Source organism: Streptomyces chisholmiae (assembly GCF_031845445.1).
Classification (GTDB): Bacteria; Actinomycetota; Actinomycetes; order Streptomycetales; family Streptomycetaceae; genus Streptomyces; species Streptomyces chisholmiae.
In genome coordinates, this window is sequence record NZ_JAVREO010000003.1 from 358568 (window position 1) to 375296 (window position 16729).

The window sequence follows — 16729 nt, forward strand, 5'->3', positions numbered from 1 at the left end:
CGCCGGGGGAGGGGCGCCGGGGGGCGCCCCTCCTCTTCGTCGGCTACCCGGCCTGGCCGGCGGCGGCCTTCTCCCGCTTGCGCCGCACGTACAGCTGCTTGCGGACCAGCGCCACCACCGAGCCGTCCGCGGCCCGCACCACGCAGTCGAACCAGGGGAGCGCCTTGGCGCCGTCGGCGGTGGCCTCGCGGATCTCCGCGACCCGCTCCTCGGTCAGCACGAACTCGACGAAGACGTCGCTGCGACCCGGCGACACGTACTCGATCTCCGCGGCCTTGTCCCACACCACATAGCCGGGGCCCAGCCGGTTCAGCACCAGCAGCGCCCAGAACGGGTCGCACATCGAGTACAGCGAGCCGCCGAACTGGGTGCCGAAGTAGTTGCGGTTGAGCCGGCCGAGCCGCATCCGCACCCGGGCCGCGCTCCAGTCGGGCGCGATGTACTGCACCCGGACGCCGGCCGCGCGGAACGGCGGCCACCAGCGCAACAGCCGGCGCAACCCCAGGGGACCGATGGCACGAACGGACATGACCGGAAAGCTACCACGGATGGTTACCCGCCGGTAATGGCGGGTCTCAGGCGCCGCCCCCGCGCAGCGCGTCCCGCGTCGCCCAGCTGGTCAGCGCGGCCACCGCGGACAGCGCCGCCACCGTGGTCAGCGCCGTCGACAGGCTGAACCAGTCGGCCAGGAAGCCGATCGCCACCGGCCCGGCCAGCATCCCCCCGTACCCGACGGTCGAGGCCGCGGCCACCCCGCGCGGCCCCGCCAACTCCCCGGCCGCGCCGATGGTGATGGGGAAAACGTTTGCCAACCCCAGGCCGGTCAGCGCGAAGCCGACCAGCGCCAGCCAGACCACCGGCGCCAGCGCCCCCAGCGTCATCCCGACCGCGCCCAGCGCGCCCCCCAGCACCAGCGCCCGGACCGTCCCCAGCCGGGCCAGCTGCGCCGACCCCGTCAGCCGCCCGACCGTCATCGCCAGCGCGAAGACCGAGTAACCCGCCGCCGCCAGCCCGGGATCGGCCCCCAGCGTCTCGGTCAGGTGCAGCGCGCTCCAGTCCGCCATCGCGCCTTCGCCGTAGGTGGTGCACAGCGCGATCGCCCCCAGCAGCGCCACCACCCAGCCCACCGGGCCGCGCCGCCCACCCCCGCCACCAACCGCCGCCGGGCCGCCCGTCGTTGGCGCGCTCGCCGCCGGAACGCGGGCCCCCGGGTCCGCCGCCGTCGCCCCGCCCACGTCGCCGCGCCACAGCACCCGCCCCGCCCAGGCCACCACCAGCAGGCCGACCGCCGCCAGCAGCCCCAGGTGCGGCGCCGCCCCCAACCGGTCGGCGACCAGGGCGCCCAGTCCGGCCCCCAGCATCCCGCCCAGGCTGAACGCCGCGTGGAAGCTCGGCATCACCGGCCGCCGCAGCGCCGCCACCAGTTCCACCGCGGCGCTGTTGGCCGCCACGTTCACCGCGCCGAACCCCGCCCCGAAGACCAGCAGCAGCGCCCCCAGCGCCGGCGCCGAGCCCGCGTGTGCCGGCAGCGCCACGCTCGCCACCAGCAACGCCCCGGCCGCCACCGTCACCCGGTGGTTCCCGAACCGCTGGCACAGCCGGCCGGTCAGCGTCATGGTCACCACCGCGCCGACCGACACTCCGAGCAGCGCCAGGCCCAGCGCGCTGGACGACGCCCCGGTCTGCTCCTTGATGTCCGGAATCCGCACCACCCAGCCGGCGAAGACGAACCCGTCCACCGCGAAGAACGCCGTCAACGCCACCCGCGCCAGCCAAAGTTCGCGCCGTGCGACCCCCTGGTCAGCATCGTTGCCACCGGGTGCGGGCGACACCAAAGCCCGCAGTTTGTTTATTCGAGACACAAAGCCAGAATAGGGGCGTGACCCACACCCGTACCAGACTGGAACGTGGCCGAAACGCGCTGGGCCCGGCGCTGGAGCTCGTCCACACCGGTCGTGCCCCCACCCGCGCCGTCCTCACCACCGCGCTCGGCGTCACCCGCGCCACCGCCGGCGCCGTCGCCAGTGAACTGCAGACGCTCGGCCTGATCACCGTCGACTCCCGGCCCGGTGGGGCCACCGGCAGCCACGGCCGCCCCTCCCACCGGCTGTCCATCGACCCCGGCGGCCCGGTGGCGCTCGCCGCCCAGGTGCACGCGGACGGCTACCGCGCCGCCCTCGTCGGGCTCGGCGGCCAACTGCACGCCACCACCCCGGCCTGCACCACCGTGCCCGCCGACCCCCGGCAGATCATCGGCCAGATCGTCGCCGCCGGCGCCGACCTGCTGCGCGCCAGCGGCCGGCCCTGCGTCGGCGCCGGCCTCGCCGTCCCCTCGGCCGTCGCCGAACCCGAGGGCACCGCGCTCAACCCGCTCCACCTCGCCTGGCGCGCCGGCGCCCCGGTACGGGAGATCTTCAACGACTGCCTCGCCGAGGCCGGCCTCGCCGTCCCCGGCTACTGCGGGAACGACGTCAACCTCGCCGCCCTCGCCGAACACCGGCACGGCGCCGGCCGCGGCGCCGCCCACCTGCTGTGCGTGGCCACCGGCCACCGCGGCGTCGGCGGCGCCCTGGTCCTCGACGGCCGGCTGCACTCCGGCAGCGCCGGCCTGGCCCTGGAAGTCGGCCACCTCACCGTCGACCCCGCCGGCCGCCCCTGCCACTGCGGCAGCCGCGGCTGCCTCGACGTGGAGACCGACCCGCTGGCCCTGCTCGACGCCGCCGGCCGCCAACCCGGCCCGGAGGGCAGCCTGTTGGACCAGGCCAGGGACCTGCTGGCCACCGAGTACGGCAGCGACCCGGCGGTCCGCGCCGCCGCCCACGCGGTCACCGACCGGCTCGGCCTCGGCCTCGCCGGCCTGGTCAACATCCTCAACCCCGACCGGATCATCCTCGGCGGCCTGCACCGCTGGCTGCTGGCCGCCGACCCGGACCGGCTGCGCGGCGCCGTGCAGGCCCGCAGCCTGTGGGGCCGCCGAAGCGGCACGGTGCCCGTCACCGCCTGCACCCTCGACTACAACAGCCTGGTCGGCGCCGCCGAACTCGCCTGGCAGCCGGTCCTGGACGACCCGCTCGCCGCCCTCCCCGGCTGACCGCACCCCGGCGCCCCTCCGCCGCCCACGGCACCCGCGGTGGAGGGCCGCCAGCCGGTCGGCGGCCCCCCACCGCGGATGCCGGCCAACCCGCCCGTCGGCTACTCCCGTTCGACGAACGTCCCGCCGAACGTGCCGCCCGACGTCCCGCCCGCCGGGTCCCCGAACGTGCCGCCCGGCTCCTCATCGACCGGCCCCCCGAACATCGCCTCCACCCCGCCCGCCGCCCACCCCGGCCCCGCCTCGTACGCCACTTCGCCCGTCGCCTCGCCCGCCAGCTGTTCGGTCTCGACCACCCGCTCGACCTCGGCCACCGTCCCGAACCCGGCCAACGACGGCGGCAACAGCCGCCACACCGCGTGCCGCTGCGCCGCCAGCGCCGTCTCGTCCCACGGGTCGGGCGCCGCCGGCACCCGCAGCCGGCTCACCGGCCCCGCGCCCAGCCGCGCGAACCCCGCGCCCGCCCCCGGCACCGCCCCGCGCGGCGGCGTCCCCCCGACCACCCGCGCCACCTGCTCCACCGTCAGCTCACCCAGCGCCACCCGGGCCCGCACACACTCCAGCGCGCCGGCCCCCAACGCCTCCCACACCCCCACCTGCTCCGCCAACACCACCGTCACCAGCGCCTCGCGGCCGAACCGCAACGGCACGTCCAGCCAGCCCAACGGGTCGCCCGCGCCCGCCGCCCAGGCCCGGTGCGCCAGCAGCACCGGCCGGTCCACCACCAACCACAACGGTTGCTCGGCCCGCCGGTCGGCCGCGTCCAGCAGCAGCCGGCGCTCCGTCTCCCGTGCCGCCCAGGCCAGCCCCGCCACCGCGCCCGCCGGCGTCGACTCCACCCCCCACACCCCGACCCGGCCGGCGAAGCACCCGAAGCCGCCGGTCCCCCCGCCGTCCACCAGCACCGCGGCGCCGCCGGCCAACGCCTGGAGCGCCACCGACCGCAGCAGTCCCGAGCCGCCGGCCCCCGGCGAGCCGACCACCAGCAGGTGCGGCTCGGTGGCCCGCGGCCCCGTCCGCCAGACCAGCGGCGCCACCTCAAGCGGGCCGTGCTCGCCCACCGCCGGCACCCGCCGGTCAGCCGACGTCGGGTCCGTGCATCCCAGCACCATCTCGCCCGGGGCGCACACGAAACGCTGCGCCACCACCCCCACCGGCCACGGCGCCGCCCCGTCCCCGCCCACCGCCACCTCGGTGGCCGGCCGGCCCCGGCGCCTCGGCCGGCGGCCGAAGCCCGCCACCTCACCGCACCCCGGATCGCCGGCGCACCGGCCACGGCCCCGCCCCCGCCGCCCGTCCCGCCACCCCAGCGCCACCGCGACCAGCAGCAGCGCCACGGTCAACAGCGCCCCCAGGCGCGGCAGCCACACCGCGGCGCCGCACAGGGCCACCGCGGCCACCGCCACCGGCAGCCGGCGCCGGCCGCGCGCCGCCCACCACCACACGGCCAGCACCAGCCGGGCCAGCCCCCGCACCACCACCCACGGCCCCCACGCCAGCAGCCCGACCGCGCCCCACCAGCCGCCCCGCGTCACCTCGGTCCGCACCACGCGCGACTACAGCGCGATCCCGCCGAGCAGGTGCGCCAGTCTCGCCCCGCCCTCGTGGATGCCGGGCGCCATCGACGTCCCCGCCAGGTAGAAGCCGAACAGCGCGCAGACCAGCGCGTGCGTCACCTTGAGCCCGTCCTTGCGGAAGAACAGGACCACCACGGCCCCCAGCAGGACGACTCCCGAGACGGACAGAATCATGTGCGTACTCCCCTGGGTTCCGGCGGCTTCTGGCAAGCACTGTAAAGCTGCCATAAGCCACATTTCACTTAATAGGGTCATCTGGGGGAAAGTCGCCGTCAGGGCCCTCATCTCACGCTCCGTCAGAGGTCCGCCCCGCGCTGCGGTACGGCCCCCGTCCCAGACCTCGATAGGCTGGCCCCTGTTCGAGGGCGAGGAGGAAGAAAGACCATGGCAGACAGCACGCAGCCGTTGTCGGCGCGGTCCAAGCTGGCCGTGACGGCGGGCAAGGCGGCCGCGGCGGTTTCCCGGGCCGCCGGCCGGGGCAGCGGATCGGTGATCGGCGGCAAGGTCGCCCTCCGGGTCGACCCCGAGCTGCTCTCCCGGCTCGCCGGCCACCTGGACGTGGTCCTGGTCTCCGCGACCAACGGCAAGACCACCACCACCCGACTCATCGCCGAGGCCCTCCGCGCCGGCGGCCCGGTGGTCTCCAACGCGCTGGGCGCGAACATGCCCGCCGGCATCACCTCCGCCCTCTCCGGCGGCGCCGAGGCCCGCTACGGCGTGATCGAGGTCGACGAGAAGTACCTCACCGGCGTCGCCCGCGACGTCAACCCGAAGATCGTGGCCCTCCTCAACCTCTCCCGCGACCAGCTCGACCGGGCCGCCGAGACCCGGATGCTCGCCGAGCACTGGCGCGAGGGCCTCCAGGGCTCCAAGGCCACCGTCGTCGCCAACGCCGACGACCCGCTGGTGGTCTGGGCCGCCTCCTCGTCGGCCAACGTCATCTGGGTCGCCGCCGGCCAGGAGTGGAAGGACGACGCCTGGTCCTGCCCGGCCTGCGGCGGCGTCATGCACCGCCCCGACGACATCAACTGGGGCTGCGGCGAGTGCGGCTTCGGCCGCCCGGCGCCCAGCTGGGTGCTCTCCCAGGGCCAGGTCATCGACCCGCACGGCTCCGCCTGGCCGATCCGCCTCCAGCTCCCCGGCCGCGCCAACCAGGCCAACGCCACCACGGCCGCCGCCGTCGCCGCCGTCTTCGGCATCCCGCCGCACGTCGCCCTCCAGCGCATGGAGTCGGTCGCCGCCGTCGCCGGCCGCTACGACGTGGTCAGCCACCAGGGCCGCGACCTCCGGCTGCTGCTCGCCAAGAACCCAGCCGGCTGGCTGGAGACCTTCTCCCTGATCGACCCGCCGCCCGCCCCCGTGCTGCTGTCCGTCAACGCCCGCGGCGCCGACGGCACCGACACCTCCTGGCTCTGGGACGTCGACTACACCCGGCTGGCCGGCCACCCCATCGCCGTCATCGGCGACCGCCGCCTCGACCTCGCGGTGCGCCTGGAGGTCGCCGGCGTCGCCTTCGGCGTCTACGAGAACCTCGACCAGGCCCTCGCCCAGCTGCCCCCGGGCCGGATCGAGGTCATCGCCAACTACACCGCCTTCCAGGACATCCGCCGCGTCGTCGGAAACTGACCCACCGGCACGCCACGGAAGACGACACGAAGCCCGAGAGGAACCACAGCCCCCATGAGCAACTCCTCTGGCCTGCGCCTGGTCTGGGTCTACCCCGACCTGCTCAGCACCTACGGAGACCAGGGCAACGTGCTGGTCGTCGAGCGCCGCGCCCAGCAGCGCGGCCTGGCCGTCGAACGCCTCGACGTCCGCTCCGACCAGCCGATGCCGACCTCCGGCGACATCTACCTGATCGGCGGCGGCGAGGACCGCCCGCAGCGGCTGGCCGCCGAGCGGCTGCTCCGCGACGGCGGCCTCACCCGCGCCGTGCAGAACGGCGCGATCATCTTCTCCGTCTGCGCCGGCTACCAGATCATCGGCCACGAGTTCATCAACGACCTCGGCCAGCGCCAGCAGGGCCTCGGCCTGCTCGACGTGGTCAGCGAGCGCGGCCCCGGCGAACGCTGCGTCGGCGACGTCCTCGCCGACATCGACCAGCACCTCGGCCTGCCCCAGCTCACCGGCTTCGAGAACCACCAGGGCATCACCCGGATCGGCCCGCACGCCCGCCCCTTCGCCCACGTCCGGCTCGGCAACGGCAACGGCACCGGGGACGGCACCGAGGGCGCCTGGAACGGCACCGTCTTCGGCACCTACATGCACGGCCCGGTGATGGCCCGCAACCCGCAGATCGCCGACCTGCTGATCAAGCTCACCCTCGACGCCAACGCGCTCCCGCCGGTCGACGACCGCTGGTACGAGGCGCTGCGCAACGAGCGCATCGCCGCCGCCACCGCCCCGGCCTGACCCGCCGGACCCCGCCGGTCGGGGCCCGCCGCGCGCCACGCGCGGAGGGGACCCCGGCCGCCGGCCCGCGCCGACCGTTCCCTAGGCTGGCCACGCAACGGGCACATCACAGGGAGTACGCAGATGGGGCACGGTGAACACGGCGGCCACGCGGAGCTGCCGCCCATCACACCGGGACGCGCGCTGGAGCTGGGCGGGGACCCGATCTTCCTGATCGGCTGCCTCCTCGTCCTGGCCCTCTACGGCTGGGGCGTGGTCCGCCTCCGCCGCCGCGGCGACGCCTGGAGTCCGGGCCGGACCATCGCCTTCGCCCTCGGCGTCCTCTCGGTCGCCGCCGTCACCTGCACCAGGCTGAACGACTACGGCATGGTCCTGTTCAGCGCCCACATGGTGCAGCACATGGTGATCAGCATGGTCTCCCCGATCCTGCTGCTGCTCGGCGCCCCGGTCACGCTGCTGCTACGCGCCCTGCCCGCCGCCGGGCGCGGCCGCACCGGCCCCCGCGAGCTGCTGGTCACGCTGCTGCACAGCCGCTACGCCCGGATGGTGACCAGCCCGCTGTTCACCATCCCGCTCTTCATCGCCAGCCTCTACGGGCTGTACTTCACCCCGCTCTTCGACTTCCTGATGGAGACCCGGGTCGGGCACGTCGGGATGATGCTGCACTTCCTCGCCGTCGGGCTGGTCTTCTTCTGGCCGATCATGGGCGTCGACCCCGGCCCCCGCCGGGCCGGCCACCTGATGCGCATGCTGGAGCTGTTCGCCACCATGCCGTTCCACGCCTTCTTCGGCATCGCGCTGATGATGGCCAGCGAGCCGATGGTGGACTCCTACGCCGAGATCCCGGCCACGCTCGGCACCGACGCGCTCGCCGACCAGTCGGCGGCCGGCGGCATCGCCTGGGCGTTCAGCGAGATCCCCACCGTGGTCGTGCTGCTGGCCCTGGTGGTGCAGTGGTACGTCTCCGAGCAGCGCACCTCCCGCCGGCTCGACCGGGCCGCCGACCGCGACGGCGACCAGGAGCTGGCCGCCTACAACGCGTACCTGGCCCAGCTGCGCACCCGCGGCGCCCGGCCCCCGGCCGGGTCCGCGGCCGCCGAGCAGCCGGCCGCTGCCGAGGCGTCCACCCCCGCCGAGCGGCCGGCCGCGGCCGCGCCCGCCCGGCAGCCGGCCGGCGCGGCCGACCGGCCGACGCCCTGACCGACCGCCGCCGGCTCGCTCGGCGCCCCTGACCCGCCGGTATAGTGGGCGCCGAACTCCCCGCCGGGCGGGGCGGGTTGCCGCGGGCCACGGGTCAGGCGGGCCCGGGCGCGAGGTGATCGGGGGATCAGTGCGGCAGACGACCAACAGCGCGACATCCGGGGCCGGGCTCGCCCGCAGCCCCTGGCTCCAGCGGTTCCACCCCGAGCCCGACGCGCCCGTCCGGCTGGTGTGCCTGCCGCACGCGGGCGGCTCCGCCAGCTACTACCACCCGCTCTCGGCCGCCCTGCGCGACACCTTCGACGTGCTCGTCGTGCAGTACCCGGGCCGGCAGAACCGCTACACCGAGCCCCCGCTGACCTCCGTCGCCGCGCTCGCCGACGGCGTGGTCGAGGCGCTCACCCCGTGGCTGGACCGGCCGCTGGTGATCTTCGGCCACAGCATGGGCTCGCTGATCGGCTTCGAGGCCGCGCGCCGGCTCACCGCCGCCGGCAGCCCGCCGCGCGCGCTGGTCGCCTCCGGTCGCCGCGCCCCCGACCGGCACCGGGACGGGGACATCCACCGGCGGGACGACGCCGGCGTGCTGGCCGAGATGCGCCGGCTCGGCGGCACCGGCACCGGGCTGCTGGAGGACCCGGAGATCCGGGCCCTGGTCCTGCCCGCGATCCGTGGCGACTTCCAGGCCACCGAGACCTACCGCTTCACCCCCGGCCCGCCGCTGCCCTGCCCGCTGCTGGCCCTCGTCGGGGACGCCGACCCGGTCGCCGAGCTGGCCGAGGTCCGCGACTGGGCCCGGCACACCAGCGCCGACTTCCGGCTCCGCACCTTCCCCGGCGACCACTTCTACCTCGCCGACCAGTTCCCCGCGGTCGCCGACACCGTCCGCCAGCACCTCACCGCCCTGGCCGGCTGACCCGCCGGGTCACCGCCCCGGCCGCCGACCGGCCCCGCGCCCGCCGGCCGCCGTCGTGCCGAGCACCACGGCCGCCGCCAGGCCGACGCCGGCGGCCGGGTGCGCGGCGTGCGCGGCCGCGCCGGCGACGGCGCCCGCCGTCAGCGCGGCCACCGCGCCGGCCCGGCGGGCCGCGTGCGGCCGGCCCCGCCGGTCGGCCAGCTCGGCGGCCCAGGCGGCGAGCGCCGCGGTGACCACGACGGTGGTCACGTCCGGCACGGCGAGGTGCCGGGCGGCGGCCGTCTGCACGCCCATGCCCAGGCAGAGCAGCCCGGTGAGCGCGGTGAGCGTGGCCCCGGTGGGGTGCGGCCCGGCGGCCAGCCAGCAGCCGGCGCCGGCCAGCAGCAGCCCGACGCAGCCGAACAGCGCGGTGTGCGGCCGCCGCCAGCCGGTACGGGCCCGGGGCAGGACCAGCCCGGCCAGCGCCGCGCCGGCCACGAACGCGGCCAGCGCCACCGCGAACCCGACCAGCGCCAGCCGGTGCCCGCCGAGGGCACCGGTGCCGAGCAGCACCAGGTTGCCCGTCATGTTGCCGGGGAAGATCCCGGCCAGCGCCAGGAAGCCGACGGCGTCGACGATCCCGGTGGCGAAGGTCAGGACCAGCATGAGCCGGACGACTCGGCGGTCCGCCGCGGGGTGGGACATGGTCAGCGGGCTGGCCCGCCGGTGGTGACGTCCAGCGCGTCGCGCAGCGCGTCCCCCAGGGTGTTGAAGGCGAGGCAGATCAGCGCGATCGCGACGCCGGGCGCGATCGCCGCCCACGGCGCGGTCGACGCGTACTGCTGCGCGTCCGAGAGCATGCCGCCCAGGCTCGGGGTCGGCGGCTGGATGCCCAGCCCGAGGAAGGACAACAGCGCCTCGCTGAGCACCGCGGTCGGCATGATGACGGTGGCCTGCACGATCAGCGCGGACAGCGCGTTGGGCAGCACGTACCGGGTGAACACCCGCGCGTCGCCGGCGCCCTGGACGCGGGCGGCCAGCACGAAGTCGAGCTGGCCGATGCGCAGCGTCTCCACCCGGGTGACCCGCACCACGGACGGGATGTGCGAGACGCCGATGGCGATGGCGGCGATCCACAGCGACGGGCCGAGGACGGCGGCCACCCCGACGGCGAAGAGCAGGAAGGGGAAGGCCAGCACCAGGTCGGTGAGCCGGGAGACGACCAGGTCGGCGGGCCGGTAGCGGCCGGCGAGCAGCCCGGCCGGCACGCCGACGGCCAGCGAGATGGCCAGCGCCAGCGCACCGACCAGCAGCGAGGCGCGCACCCCGTGCAGGACCCGGCTGAGGATGTCCCGACCGAGGTCGTCGGTGCCCAGCCCGTAGCCGACGGTGAACGGGCGCTGGTAGATGGCCTCCAGGTGGGTGGCGCCCGGGTCGTGCGGCGAAATCAGCGGCGCCAGCAGGCCGCCGGCCACGATCAGGGCGAGCACCACCAGGCCGGCCAGGCCCATCCGGTGGGCGCGCAGCCGCCGCCACAGGCGCCGGCCGGGGGCGGTCGCCTCCGTCCCGGTCGGCGGGACCGATGGGGGGCTGGCCACGGGGGAGTTGGGCTGGGTCACGGCTGGCCACCTACTCGCACACGGGGGTCGATCACGGTGTAGAGGGCGTCGACCAGGAGGTTGATCAGGACGTAGGCGACGGCGCTGATCAGCACCACCGCCTGGACGACGGGGTAGTCACGGGAGAAGACGGAGCGCACCGCGAGCCGGCCGATGCCCGGCAGGCCGAAGATCTGCTCGATGACGGCGGCGCCGGAGAGCAGCGCGCCGAGTTGCAGCCCGATGATGGTCAGCACCACCACCAGGCTGTTGCGCAGCGCGTGGTGCAGGACCACGCGGGTCTCGCGCATGCCCTTGGCCCGGGCGGCCAGCACGTACTCGGTCCCGAACGCCTCCAGCATGCTGGCCCGGGTCTGCCGCATCACGATGGCGGCGAACGAGGTGCTGAGGATCAGCGCCGGGACGATCAGGTGGGTGAGGGCCGCCCAGGGGTCCTGGGTGGGGGAGACGTAGCCGGAGGTGGGGAGGAAGGTGAGCACGGAGGCCACGTAGCTGACCGCGAGGATCGCCAGCCAGAAGTTCGGCACGGACAGTCCCAGCAGGGAGAAGCCGTTGGCCGCCCACTCCGGCCAGCGGCCCCGCCGGCAGGCGGCGACCACGCCGGTGGCCACGCCGATCAGCGAGCCGCACAGCACGGTCAGCAGGGTCAGCTGCAGGGTGACCGGCAGCGCCTGGCCGAGCATGGTGGCGACGGGCTGCCCGCTGCTGACGGACTCCCCGAAGTCGCCGTGCAGCAGCCCCTCGACGTACCGGACGTACTGGGTGGCCAGCGGCTGGTCCAGGCCGAGTTCGGCGCGGAGCGCGGCGACCACCTGGGGGTCGGGGTTGTCGCCGGCCAGTGTGACGGCCGGGTCGCCGGGCAGTGCCCGCACGCCGAGGAAGACCACGACGGAGGCGAGGAAGATGGTGAGGACGGCCTGACCGGCCTTGGTCATCAGGTGGGTCAACATGGCGTCCTCACCGCTGCTCAAGGCCGGCGAACGCGGGCCTGACGACGCCGACGGGGTCCAGCCGCACGCCGCTCGCCTGGCTGACGGCGACCAGGGTCCGCTGCCGGTACAGGTAGACGTAGGGCAGGTCCTCGTTGAGGGTGCGGGTCAGCTCGCCGTAGATGGCCGCTCGTCGGGCCGGGTCGTCGCTGGCGGTTGCCTCGTCGAGCCAGGCGTCGACCCGCGGGTTGGTGTAGCCGGTGTAGTTGGAGCTGCCCCGGGTGGCCATGTAGGAGCGGAGGTTGCCGTCCGGGTCGGGGCGGCCGAACCAACCGAGCAGCGCCGCCTGGTAGTTGCCGTTGTCCGCGTCGGTGAGCAGGGTGGCGAACTCGGTGGGGACCACCGCGATGTCGAAGCCCGCCTCGGCCGCGTCGGCCTTGAGCGCCTGCGCGTAGCGCAGCGGGTCCTGCTGGTTGGGCACCTTCAGTTCGATCCGGAACGGGATCTCCACCCCGGCCTCGGTCAGCAACTCCCGGGCGCGTTCCGGGTCGTGGTCGGGGCAGGCCTGGCTGGCCTCGGTGGCGTAGGGGCTGCTGTCGGCGAGCGGCCCGCAGGCCGGGTCGTACCAGCCGCCGAAGACCGCCCTGGCCAGCGAGGCCCGGTCCACGCCGAGGGAGAACGCCTGCCGCACCAGGGGGAGTTGGGCGAGCGGGGTGTCCAGCGGCACGGGCTCGGCACCGATCCCGTCGGTGTTGCCCAGGTTGAGGTGGATGCCCTGGAAGCCGGGCGAGGTGGCGGTCAGCACCTCGACGGCCGGGTCGGCGTCGAGGGCGCCGATGTCCTGCGGCGAGATGTTGTCCGCGACCTGCACGGCGCCGGACTGGAGGTTGGCGGCGCGGATGTTGGCGTCCGGCACCACCCGGTACTCGATCCGGTCCAGGTGCACGGCGTCGGCGTCGTAGTAGAGCGGGTCCCGGCTGACGCTGATGGACGTGCCGGCGACCCGGTCGGTGTAGCGGAACGGGCCCACGCAGACCGGTGCGTCGCCGAAGTCCTCGCCCAACTCGGCCAGCGCCCGCGGGCTGAGGATCATCCCCGGCCGGTCGGCGAGGACCGAGGCGAACGGGGCGTAGGGCTCCGCCAGGGTGATCCGCACGGTGTGCTCGTCCAGCGCCTCCGTCGCCAGCACCGGGCCCAGCTCGGACCGGCGCTGGGAGGTGGGGAGTTCGAGGTTGCGCTCGAAGGTGGTGACGACGGCGTCGGCGGTCAGCGGGTCGCCGTCGGCGAAGACGGCGTCCTCCCGCAGCCGGATGGTGTAGACGGTGCCGTCCGCGGATATCTCGGGCAGCTCGGCGGCCAGTTGGGGGGTGATGGAGGAGTCGGCGTCGTAGGCGTAGAGGGACTCGCAGAAGGACGCGAAGACGTGCTTGCTGACCAGCGAGCTGGTCAGGGTCGGGTCGAGCTTGTCGGGGTCGGTGGAGAGGCCGAAGACGAGGGTGCCGCCGTCGCGGACCGCCGCGGGGTCGGCGGCGGAGCCGAACGCGTCCGGGCGGCTGACGGACTCGATGTGGGTGGGCTGGACGGGGGAGCAGCCGGCGAGTGTGACGGCGGCCAGGGCGAGGCCGGCCAGAGCGAGCCGGGCGGGTCTGCCCGGAGTGCGCTGGGTCGGGGGTGAACCGGTGGGCATGAGCGGTGGTTCCTTAGCGTTCAGTCGTCAGGGTTCGGTGGGCGTGGGGGCGGCGGAGGCCCGCTCGAAGGCGAGGCGCCGGACCCGCTGGGCCGTGGGGTCGGGCACCGGGACGGCGGCGACGAGCTGCCGGCTGTAGGGGTGGCGTGGGGCGCGCAGCACCCGCTCGGTCAAGCCGGCCTCGACGACCTGCCCCCGCCGCAACACGACGGTCTCCTCGGCGAGTTCACCGACCACGGCGAGGTCGTGGGTGATGAAGAGGCAGGCGAACTCCAGTTCGGTCTGAAGACCCTTCAGCAGCTCCAGGATCCGGGCCTGCACGGACACGTCCAGCGCCGAGGTGGGCTCGTCGGCCACCAGCAGCCGGGGCTTCAGCACCAACGCCCGGGCCAGGCCCGCCCGTTGGCGTTGCCCACCGGACAGCTCGTGTGGGTAGCGGTCCCGCAGGGCGGCGGGCAGCTGGACGGCGTCCATCAACTCCCGGACACGCTCCCGGCGTTCGGCCGGGGTGCCGGCCCGGTGGATGGCCATCGGCTCGACGATGCTCTCGCCGACGGTCATCCGCGGGTTCATCGAGGCCCTGGGGTCCTGGAAGACCATGCCGATCTCCCGGCGCAGCGCGGTCCGCTCCCGCCGGCGCACCGACGCCAGGTCCGTGCCGCGCACCCGGATGGTGCCGGCGGTCGGGGTGAGCAGCCCGACCACCGCCTTGGTGAGGGTGGACTTGCCGGAGCCCGACTCCCCCACCAGGCCGACCAGTTGACCGGCCCGCACCTGGAAGGAGACGTCATCGACGGCGCGGAACGGCGGCCGACGCAGCCCGCCCGGGTACTCGATGGTCACCCCGGACAGGTCCAGCGCCACCTCCCGCCCGTCCGCCGGCCGCCGCTCCTCGGCGCCGCCCTCGACCGGGTCCTCGACGGGGTCCTCGACGGGGTCCTCGACGGGGGGCGGTAGCCGGGGCACGGCAGCCAGCAGCGCCCGGGTGTAGGGCTGGACGGGCCGCAGCAGCACCTGCTCGACCGACCCCTGCTCGACCACCGCCCCGTCCCGCATCACCACCACCCGGTCGGCCAGGTCGGCGACCACCCCCATGTTGTGGGTGATCAACAGCACCGCGGTGCCGAGCCGTTCGCGCAGCGAGCGCAGCAGCCGCAGGATGCCGGCCTGCACGGTCACGTCCAGCGCGGTGGTCGGCTCGTCGGCGATGATCAGGTCGGGCTCCAGCGCGATCGCCATCGCGATCATCACCCGCTGCTTCTGCCCGCCGGAGAGCTGGTGCGGGTAGGCGCGGACCAGCCGCTCCGGGTGCGGCAGCCCGACGGTGTCCAGCAGTTCGACCGCCCGCGCCCTGGCCTGCCGGCGGCTGACCGTCCGGTGCAGCCGGATGTTCTCGGTGATCTGGTCGCCGATCCGGTGCACCGGGTTGAGGGCGGCCGACGGCTCCTGGAAGATCATCGCCGCCCGGGCGCCGCGCAGCGCCCGCAGCTCCGCCGGGCTCAGCTCGGCGACGGGCCGCCCCGTGCCGGCGAACCGGATGTCGCCGTGGCTGGTCGCGTTGGGCGGCAGCAGGCGCAGGGCGGCGCGGGTGGTGACGGACTTGCCGGAGCCGGACTCGCCGACCACGGCGAGGATCTCGCCCCTGGCGATCTCGAAGCCGACCCGCTCCAGCGCGGTCACCGGGCCGTTCTCGGTGTGGAAGGTGACGGACAGGTCGGTGATCCGCAGTACGGGCTCGGCTTCGGCCGCCGGCCGTGGCGTGCTGGCGCGCTCGGACATCAGGACCCCGCCGGGTGGCCGGGGCCGGGGGGGACCGGGCGGGTCCCGGTGCTGTCCCGCAGGTCGGCCAGGCCGAGGGTGGCCAGCAACCGCTCGGCCCGCTCGCGCAGCGCGGCGCCGGCCGCCTGCGCCGCCGCCCGCGCCCGCAGCACCCCGCCGCTCTTCACGGTCCGGCCGGCGACCAGCACGGTGTCCACGTTGCCCGGGTGGGCGAATCCGACGGCCGCGTCCACCGGGTTGAGCGCCGGCGTCAGGTTCAGGTCGGTGCCGCGCAGCAGCACCAGGTCGGCCCGCTTCCCCGGGGTGATGGACCCGACGAGCGCGTCGATGCCCAGCGCGCGGGCGTTGTCCAGGGTGGCCCAGCGCAGCGCGTCGTAGCTGGACGGTGTCTTCCTGGGGGGCACCGGCATGCCGCGCGCCACCTGGTTGGTGGCGGCCCGGCCCGGGCGGACGCCGGCCGCCCGCTGGGCGGCGTGGTGGTCGAAGAGCCGCTGGATGGTCAGCGAGTCCCGCATCGCGGCGAACATGTCGGCCGCGGTGGCCGTCTCGCTGTCGGTGCCGATGGACGGGCGGCCGCCCAGCGCCAGCACCCGGCCGATCACCGGCTCGCGGAAGCCGCCGTTCACCTCGACGCTGGAGGTGGCGGTGATCGAGGCGCCGTGGTCCAGCAGCAGCCGGAGCTCGTCGTCGGCCATCGCGGTGGCGTGCACCACGTTGTGCGGGCCGGTCAGCAGCCCCTCGGCGACGATCCGCCGGTAGCCGTCCGGCACCTTGCCCGGGTGCCCGGAGACATGCGCGGTGGTCAGCACGTCCAACTCCCTGGCCAGCCCGAAGTCCTGCCGGCACACCTCGATCGGCGCGTAGTCCGGGCCGAGGACGCCCAGCGCCAGGGTCAGCAGCGGGTCGCCGTCCAGCACCGCGCGCAGCCGCTTCGCCTCGGCACGCGGGTGCGGCACCTGGGAGAAGTGCGGCTCGCCGTCCCGGGGGAGGGTCTTGACCGTGCCGTGCGCGAACACCCCGCGGACGCCGGCCCGCCGCAGTCCGTCGAGCGCGGCGTCGCTGTGCTCGGGGGTCCGGTTGCCGTGGCACCACTCCAGCACCGAGGTCACCCCGCCGTCGAGCAGGTTGGCGGCCCCGACGAACTCGGCGTGCCCCAGGTCCTCCGGGGTGAGGGCCGGCACGAACTGGCTCTGCATCCGCAGGTGGTGCTCGACGCCCGACCAGTTCATCCCCATCCCGCGCACCGTGGTCTGCCAGGCGTGCAGATGGGCGTTGATCAGCCCGGGGATCAGGATGTGGCCGCGCCCGTCGACGACCTGGGCCGCCGGCGGCGCGTCCAGGGCGGGGGCGACGGCGGCGATGGTGTCCCCCTCGACCAGGACGTCCCCGGTCTCCAGCACGCCCAGGGCGGGATCGACGGTGACGACCGCCGCTCCCCTGATCAGTTTCGTGTGGTGATCCATACCCAAAGCCATTTCATAATGTGAAACATGATTTAACAGTGTGGCTTAGCATGGGGACGTCTCAGATAAGGTGTCAAGCG

The 16729-nt window shown here is 75.1% G+C and carries 15 protein-coding genes; 5 read left to right on the forward strand and 10 right to left on the reverse strand.

From position 1 onward, the window contains the following. Positions 1-43: 43 nt before the first annotated feature. Positions 44-529: a DUF4442 domain-containing protein gene (locus tag RM844_RS06695; RefSeq protein ID WP_311665863.1), complete on the reverse strand. Its 486-nt coding sequence runs from the start codon at positions 527-529 to the stop codon at positions 44-46. Positions 530-575: 46 nt separating this feature from the next. Further along, positions 576-1862: an MFS transporter gene (locus RM844_RS06700; protein WP_394814449.1), complete on the reverse strand. Its 1287-nt coding sequence runs from the start codon at positions 1860-1862 to the stop codon at positions 576-578. Positions 1863-1879: 17 nt separating this feature from the next. Between RM844_RS06700 and RM844_RS06705 the strand changes: the two genes are divergently transcribed. After that, positions 1880-3091, forward strand: coding sequence for an ROK family protein (locus RM844_RS06705; protein WP_311665867.1), 1212 nt, complete (start codon positions 1880-1882; stop codon positions 3089-3091). Between the two features lie 101 nt (positions 3092-3192). Here the strand turns inward: RM844_RS06705 and RM844_RS06710 are convergent, their stop codons facing one another. Continuing rightward, entirely contained in the window at positions 3193-4638 is a 1446-nt protein-coding gene (locus RM844_RS06710) for a hypothetical protein (RefSeq protein WP_311665869.1), read from the reverse strand. A gap of 9 nt (positions 4639-4647) precedes the next feature. Next, positions 4648-4842: a hypothetical protein gene (locus RM844_RS06715; protein ID WP_311665871.1), complete on the reverse strand. Its 195-nt coding sequence runs from the start codon at positions 4840-4842 to the stop codon at positions 4648-4650. Positions 4843-5052: 210 nt separating this feature from the next. On the opposite strand from RM844_RS06715, the gene RM844_RS06720 reads away from it, so the two are divergent. The 4 genes from RM844_RS06720 to RM844_RS06735 all read left to right on the forward strand — a co-directional run bounded on the left by RM844_RS06720 (position 5053) and on the right by RM844_RS06735 (position 9193). Further along, on the forward strand, positions 5053-6294 hold the full coding sequence (locus RM844_RS06720; protein WP_311665874.1) for a MurT ligase domain-containing protein: 1242 nt from the start codon (positions 5053-5055) through the stop codon (positions 6292-6294). Between the two features lie 54 nt (positions 6295-6348). Next, positions 6349-7080: a type 1 glutamine amidotransferase gene (locus tag RM844_RS06725; RefSeq protein WP_311665876.1), complete on the forward strand. Its 732-nt coding sequence runs from the start codon at positions 6349-6351 to the stop codon at positions 7078-7080. Between the two features lie 123 nt (positions 7081-7203). Next, positions 7204-8280: a cytochrome c oxidase assembly protein gene (locus tag RM844_RS06730; RefSeq protein ID WP_311665879.1), complete on the forward strand. Its 1077-nt coding sequence runs from the start codon at positions 7204-7206 to the stop codon at positions 8278-8280. A gap of 130 nt (positions 8281-8410) precedes the next feature. Further along, the gene (locus RM844_RS06735; protein ID WP_311665881.1) at positions 8411-9193 is read left to right on the forward strand and encodes a thioesterase II family protein; all 783 of its coding nucleotides are present in this window, start codon (positions 8411-8413) and stop codon (positions 9191-9193) included. A gap of 9 nt (positions 9194-9202) precedes the next feature. Here RM844_RS06735 and RM844_RS06740 read toward each other — a convergent pair whose 3' ends face one another. Genes RM844_RS06740 through RM844_RS06765 form a run of 6 tightly spaced genes read right to left on the reverse strand, consistent with a single transcriptional unit; the run spans position 9203 to position 16649 of the window. Next, complete coding sequence (locus tag RM844_RS06740; protein WP_311665884.1) at positions 9203-9877, reverse strand: YoaK family protein; 675 nt, start codon at positions 9875-9877, stop codon at positions 9203-9205. 2 nt (positions 9878-9879) lie between these two features. Next, complete coding sequence (locus RM844_RS06745; RefSeq protein WP_311665886.1) at positions 9880-10791, reverse strand: ABC transporter permease; 912 nt, start codon at positions 10789-10791, stop codon at positions 9880-9882. Then, positions 10788-11741: an ABC transporter permease gene (locus RM844_RS06750; RefSeq protein ID WP_311665888.1), complete on the reverse strand. Its 954-nt coding sequence runs from the start codon at positions 11739-11741 to the stop codon at positions 10788-10790. The genes RM844_RS06745 and RM844_RS06750 overlap by 4 nt, the downstream gene beginning before the upstream one ends. Before the next feature lie 7 nt (positions 11742-11748). Further along, positions 11749-13407 carry an ABC transporter substrate-binding protein gene (locus tag RM844_RS06755; RefSeq protein ID WP_311665890.1) on the reverse strand — a complete coding sequence of 553 codons (1659 nt, stop codon included), beginning with the start codon at positions 13405-13407 and terminating at the stop codon, positions 11749-11751. A 27-nt stretch (positions 13408-13434) separates the two neighbouring features. Next, positions 13435-15186 carry an ABC transporter ATP-binding protein gene (locus tag RM844_RS06760; RefSeq protein WP_311665892.1) on the reverse strand — a complete coding sequence of 584 codons (1752 nt, stop codon included), beginning with the start codon at positions 15184-15186 and terminating at the stop codon, positions 13435-13437. Beyond that, positions 15186-16649, reverse strand: a complete 1464-nt coding sequence (locus RM844_RS06765) for an amidohydrolase family protein (RefSeq protein ID WP_311665894.1) — start codon at positions 16647-16649, stop codon at positions 15186-15188. The genes RM844_RS06760 and RM844_RS06765 overlap by 1 nt, the downstream gene beginning before the upstream one ends. Between the last annotated feature and the right edge of the window lie 80 nt (positions 16650-16729).

Bases quoted from the DNA above. Each gene is read 5' to 3' on its own strand.
- RM844_RS06695 (WP_311665863.1), bottom strand. From the start codon at position 529: ATGTCCGTTCGTGCCATCGGTCCCCTGGGGTTGCGCCGGCTGTTGCGC.
- RM844_RS06715 (WP_311665871.1), bottom strand. From the start codon at position 4,842: ATGATTCTGTCCGTCTCGGGAGTCGTCCTGCTGGGGGCCGTGGTGGTC.
- RM844_RS06720 (WP_311665874.1), top strand. From the start codon at position 5,053: ATGGCAGACAGCACGCAGCCGTTGTCGGCGCGGTCCAAGCTGGCCGTG.
- RM844_RS06725 (WP_311665876.1), top strand. From the start codon at position 6,349: ATGAGCAACTCCTCTGGCCTGCGCCTGGTCTGGGTCTACCCCGACCTG.
- RM844_RS06730 (WP_311665879.1), top strand. From the start codon at position 7,204: ATGGGGCACGGTGAACACGGCGGCCACGCGGAGCTGCCGCCCATCACA.
- RM844_RS06740 (WP_311665884.1), bottom strand. From the start codon at position 9,877: ATGTCCCACCCCGCGGCGGACCGCCGAGTCGTCCGGCTCATGCTGGTC.
- RM844_RS06750 (WP_311665888.1), bottom strand. From the start codon at position 11,741: ATGTTGACCCACCTGATGACCAAGGCCGGTCAGGCCGTCCTCACCATC.
- RM844_RS06755 (WP_311665890.1), bottom strand. From the start codon at position 13,407: ATGCCCACCGGTTCACCCCCGACCCAGCGCACTCCGGGCAGACCCGCC.
- RM844_RS06760 (WP_311665892.1), bottom strand. From the start codon at position 15,186: ATGTCCGAGCGCGCCAGCACGCCACGGCCGGCGGCCGAAGCCGAGCCC.
- RM844_RS06765 (WP_311665894.1), bottom strand. From the start codon at position 16,649: ATGGATCACCACACGAAACTGATCAGGGGAGCGGCGGTCGTCACCGTC.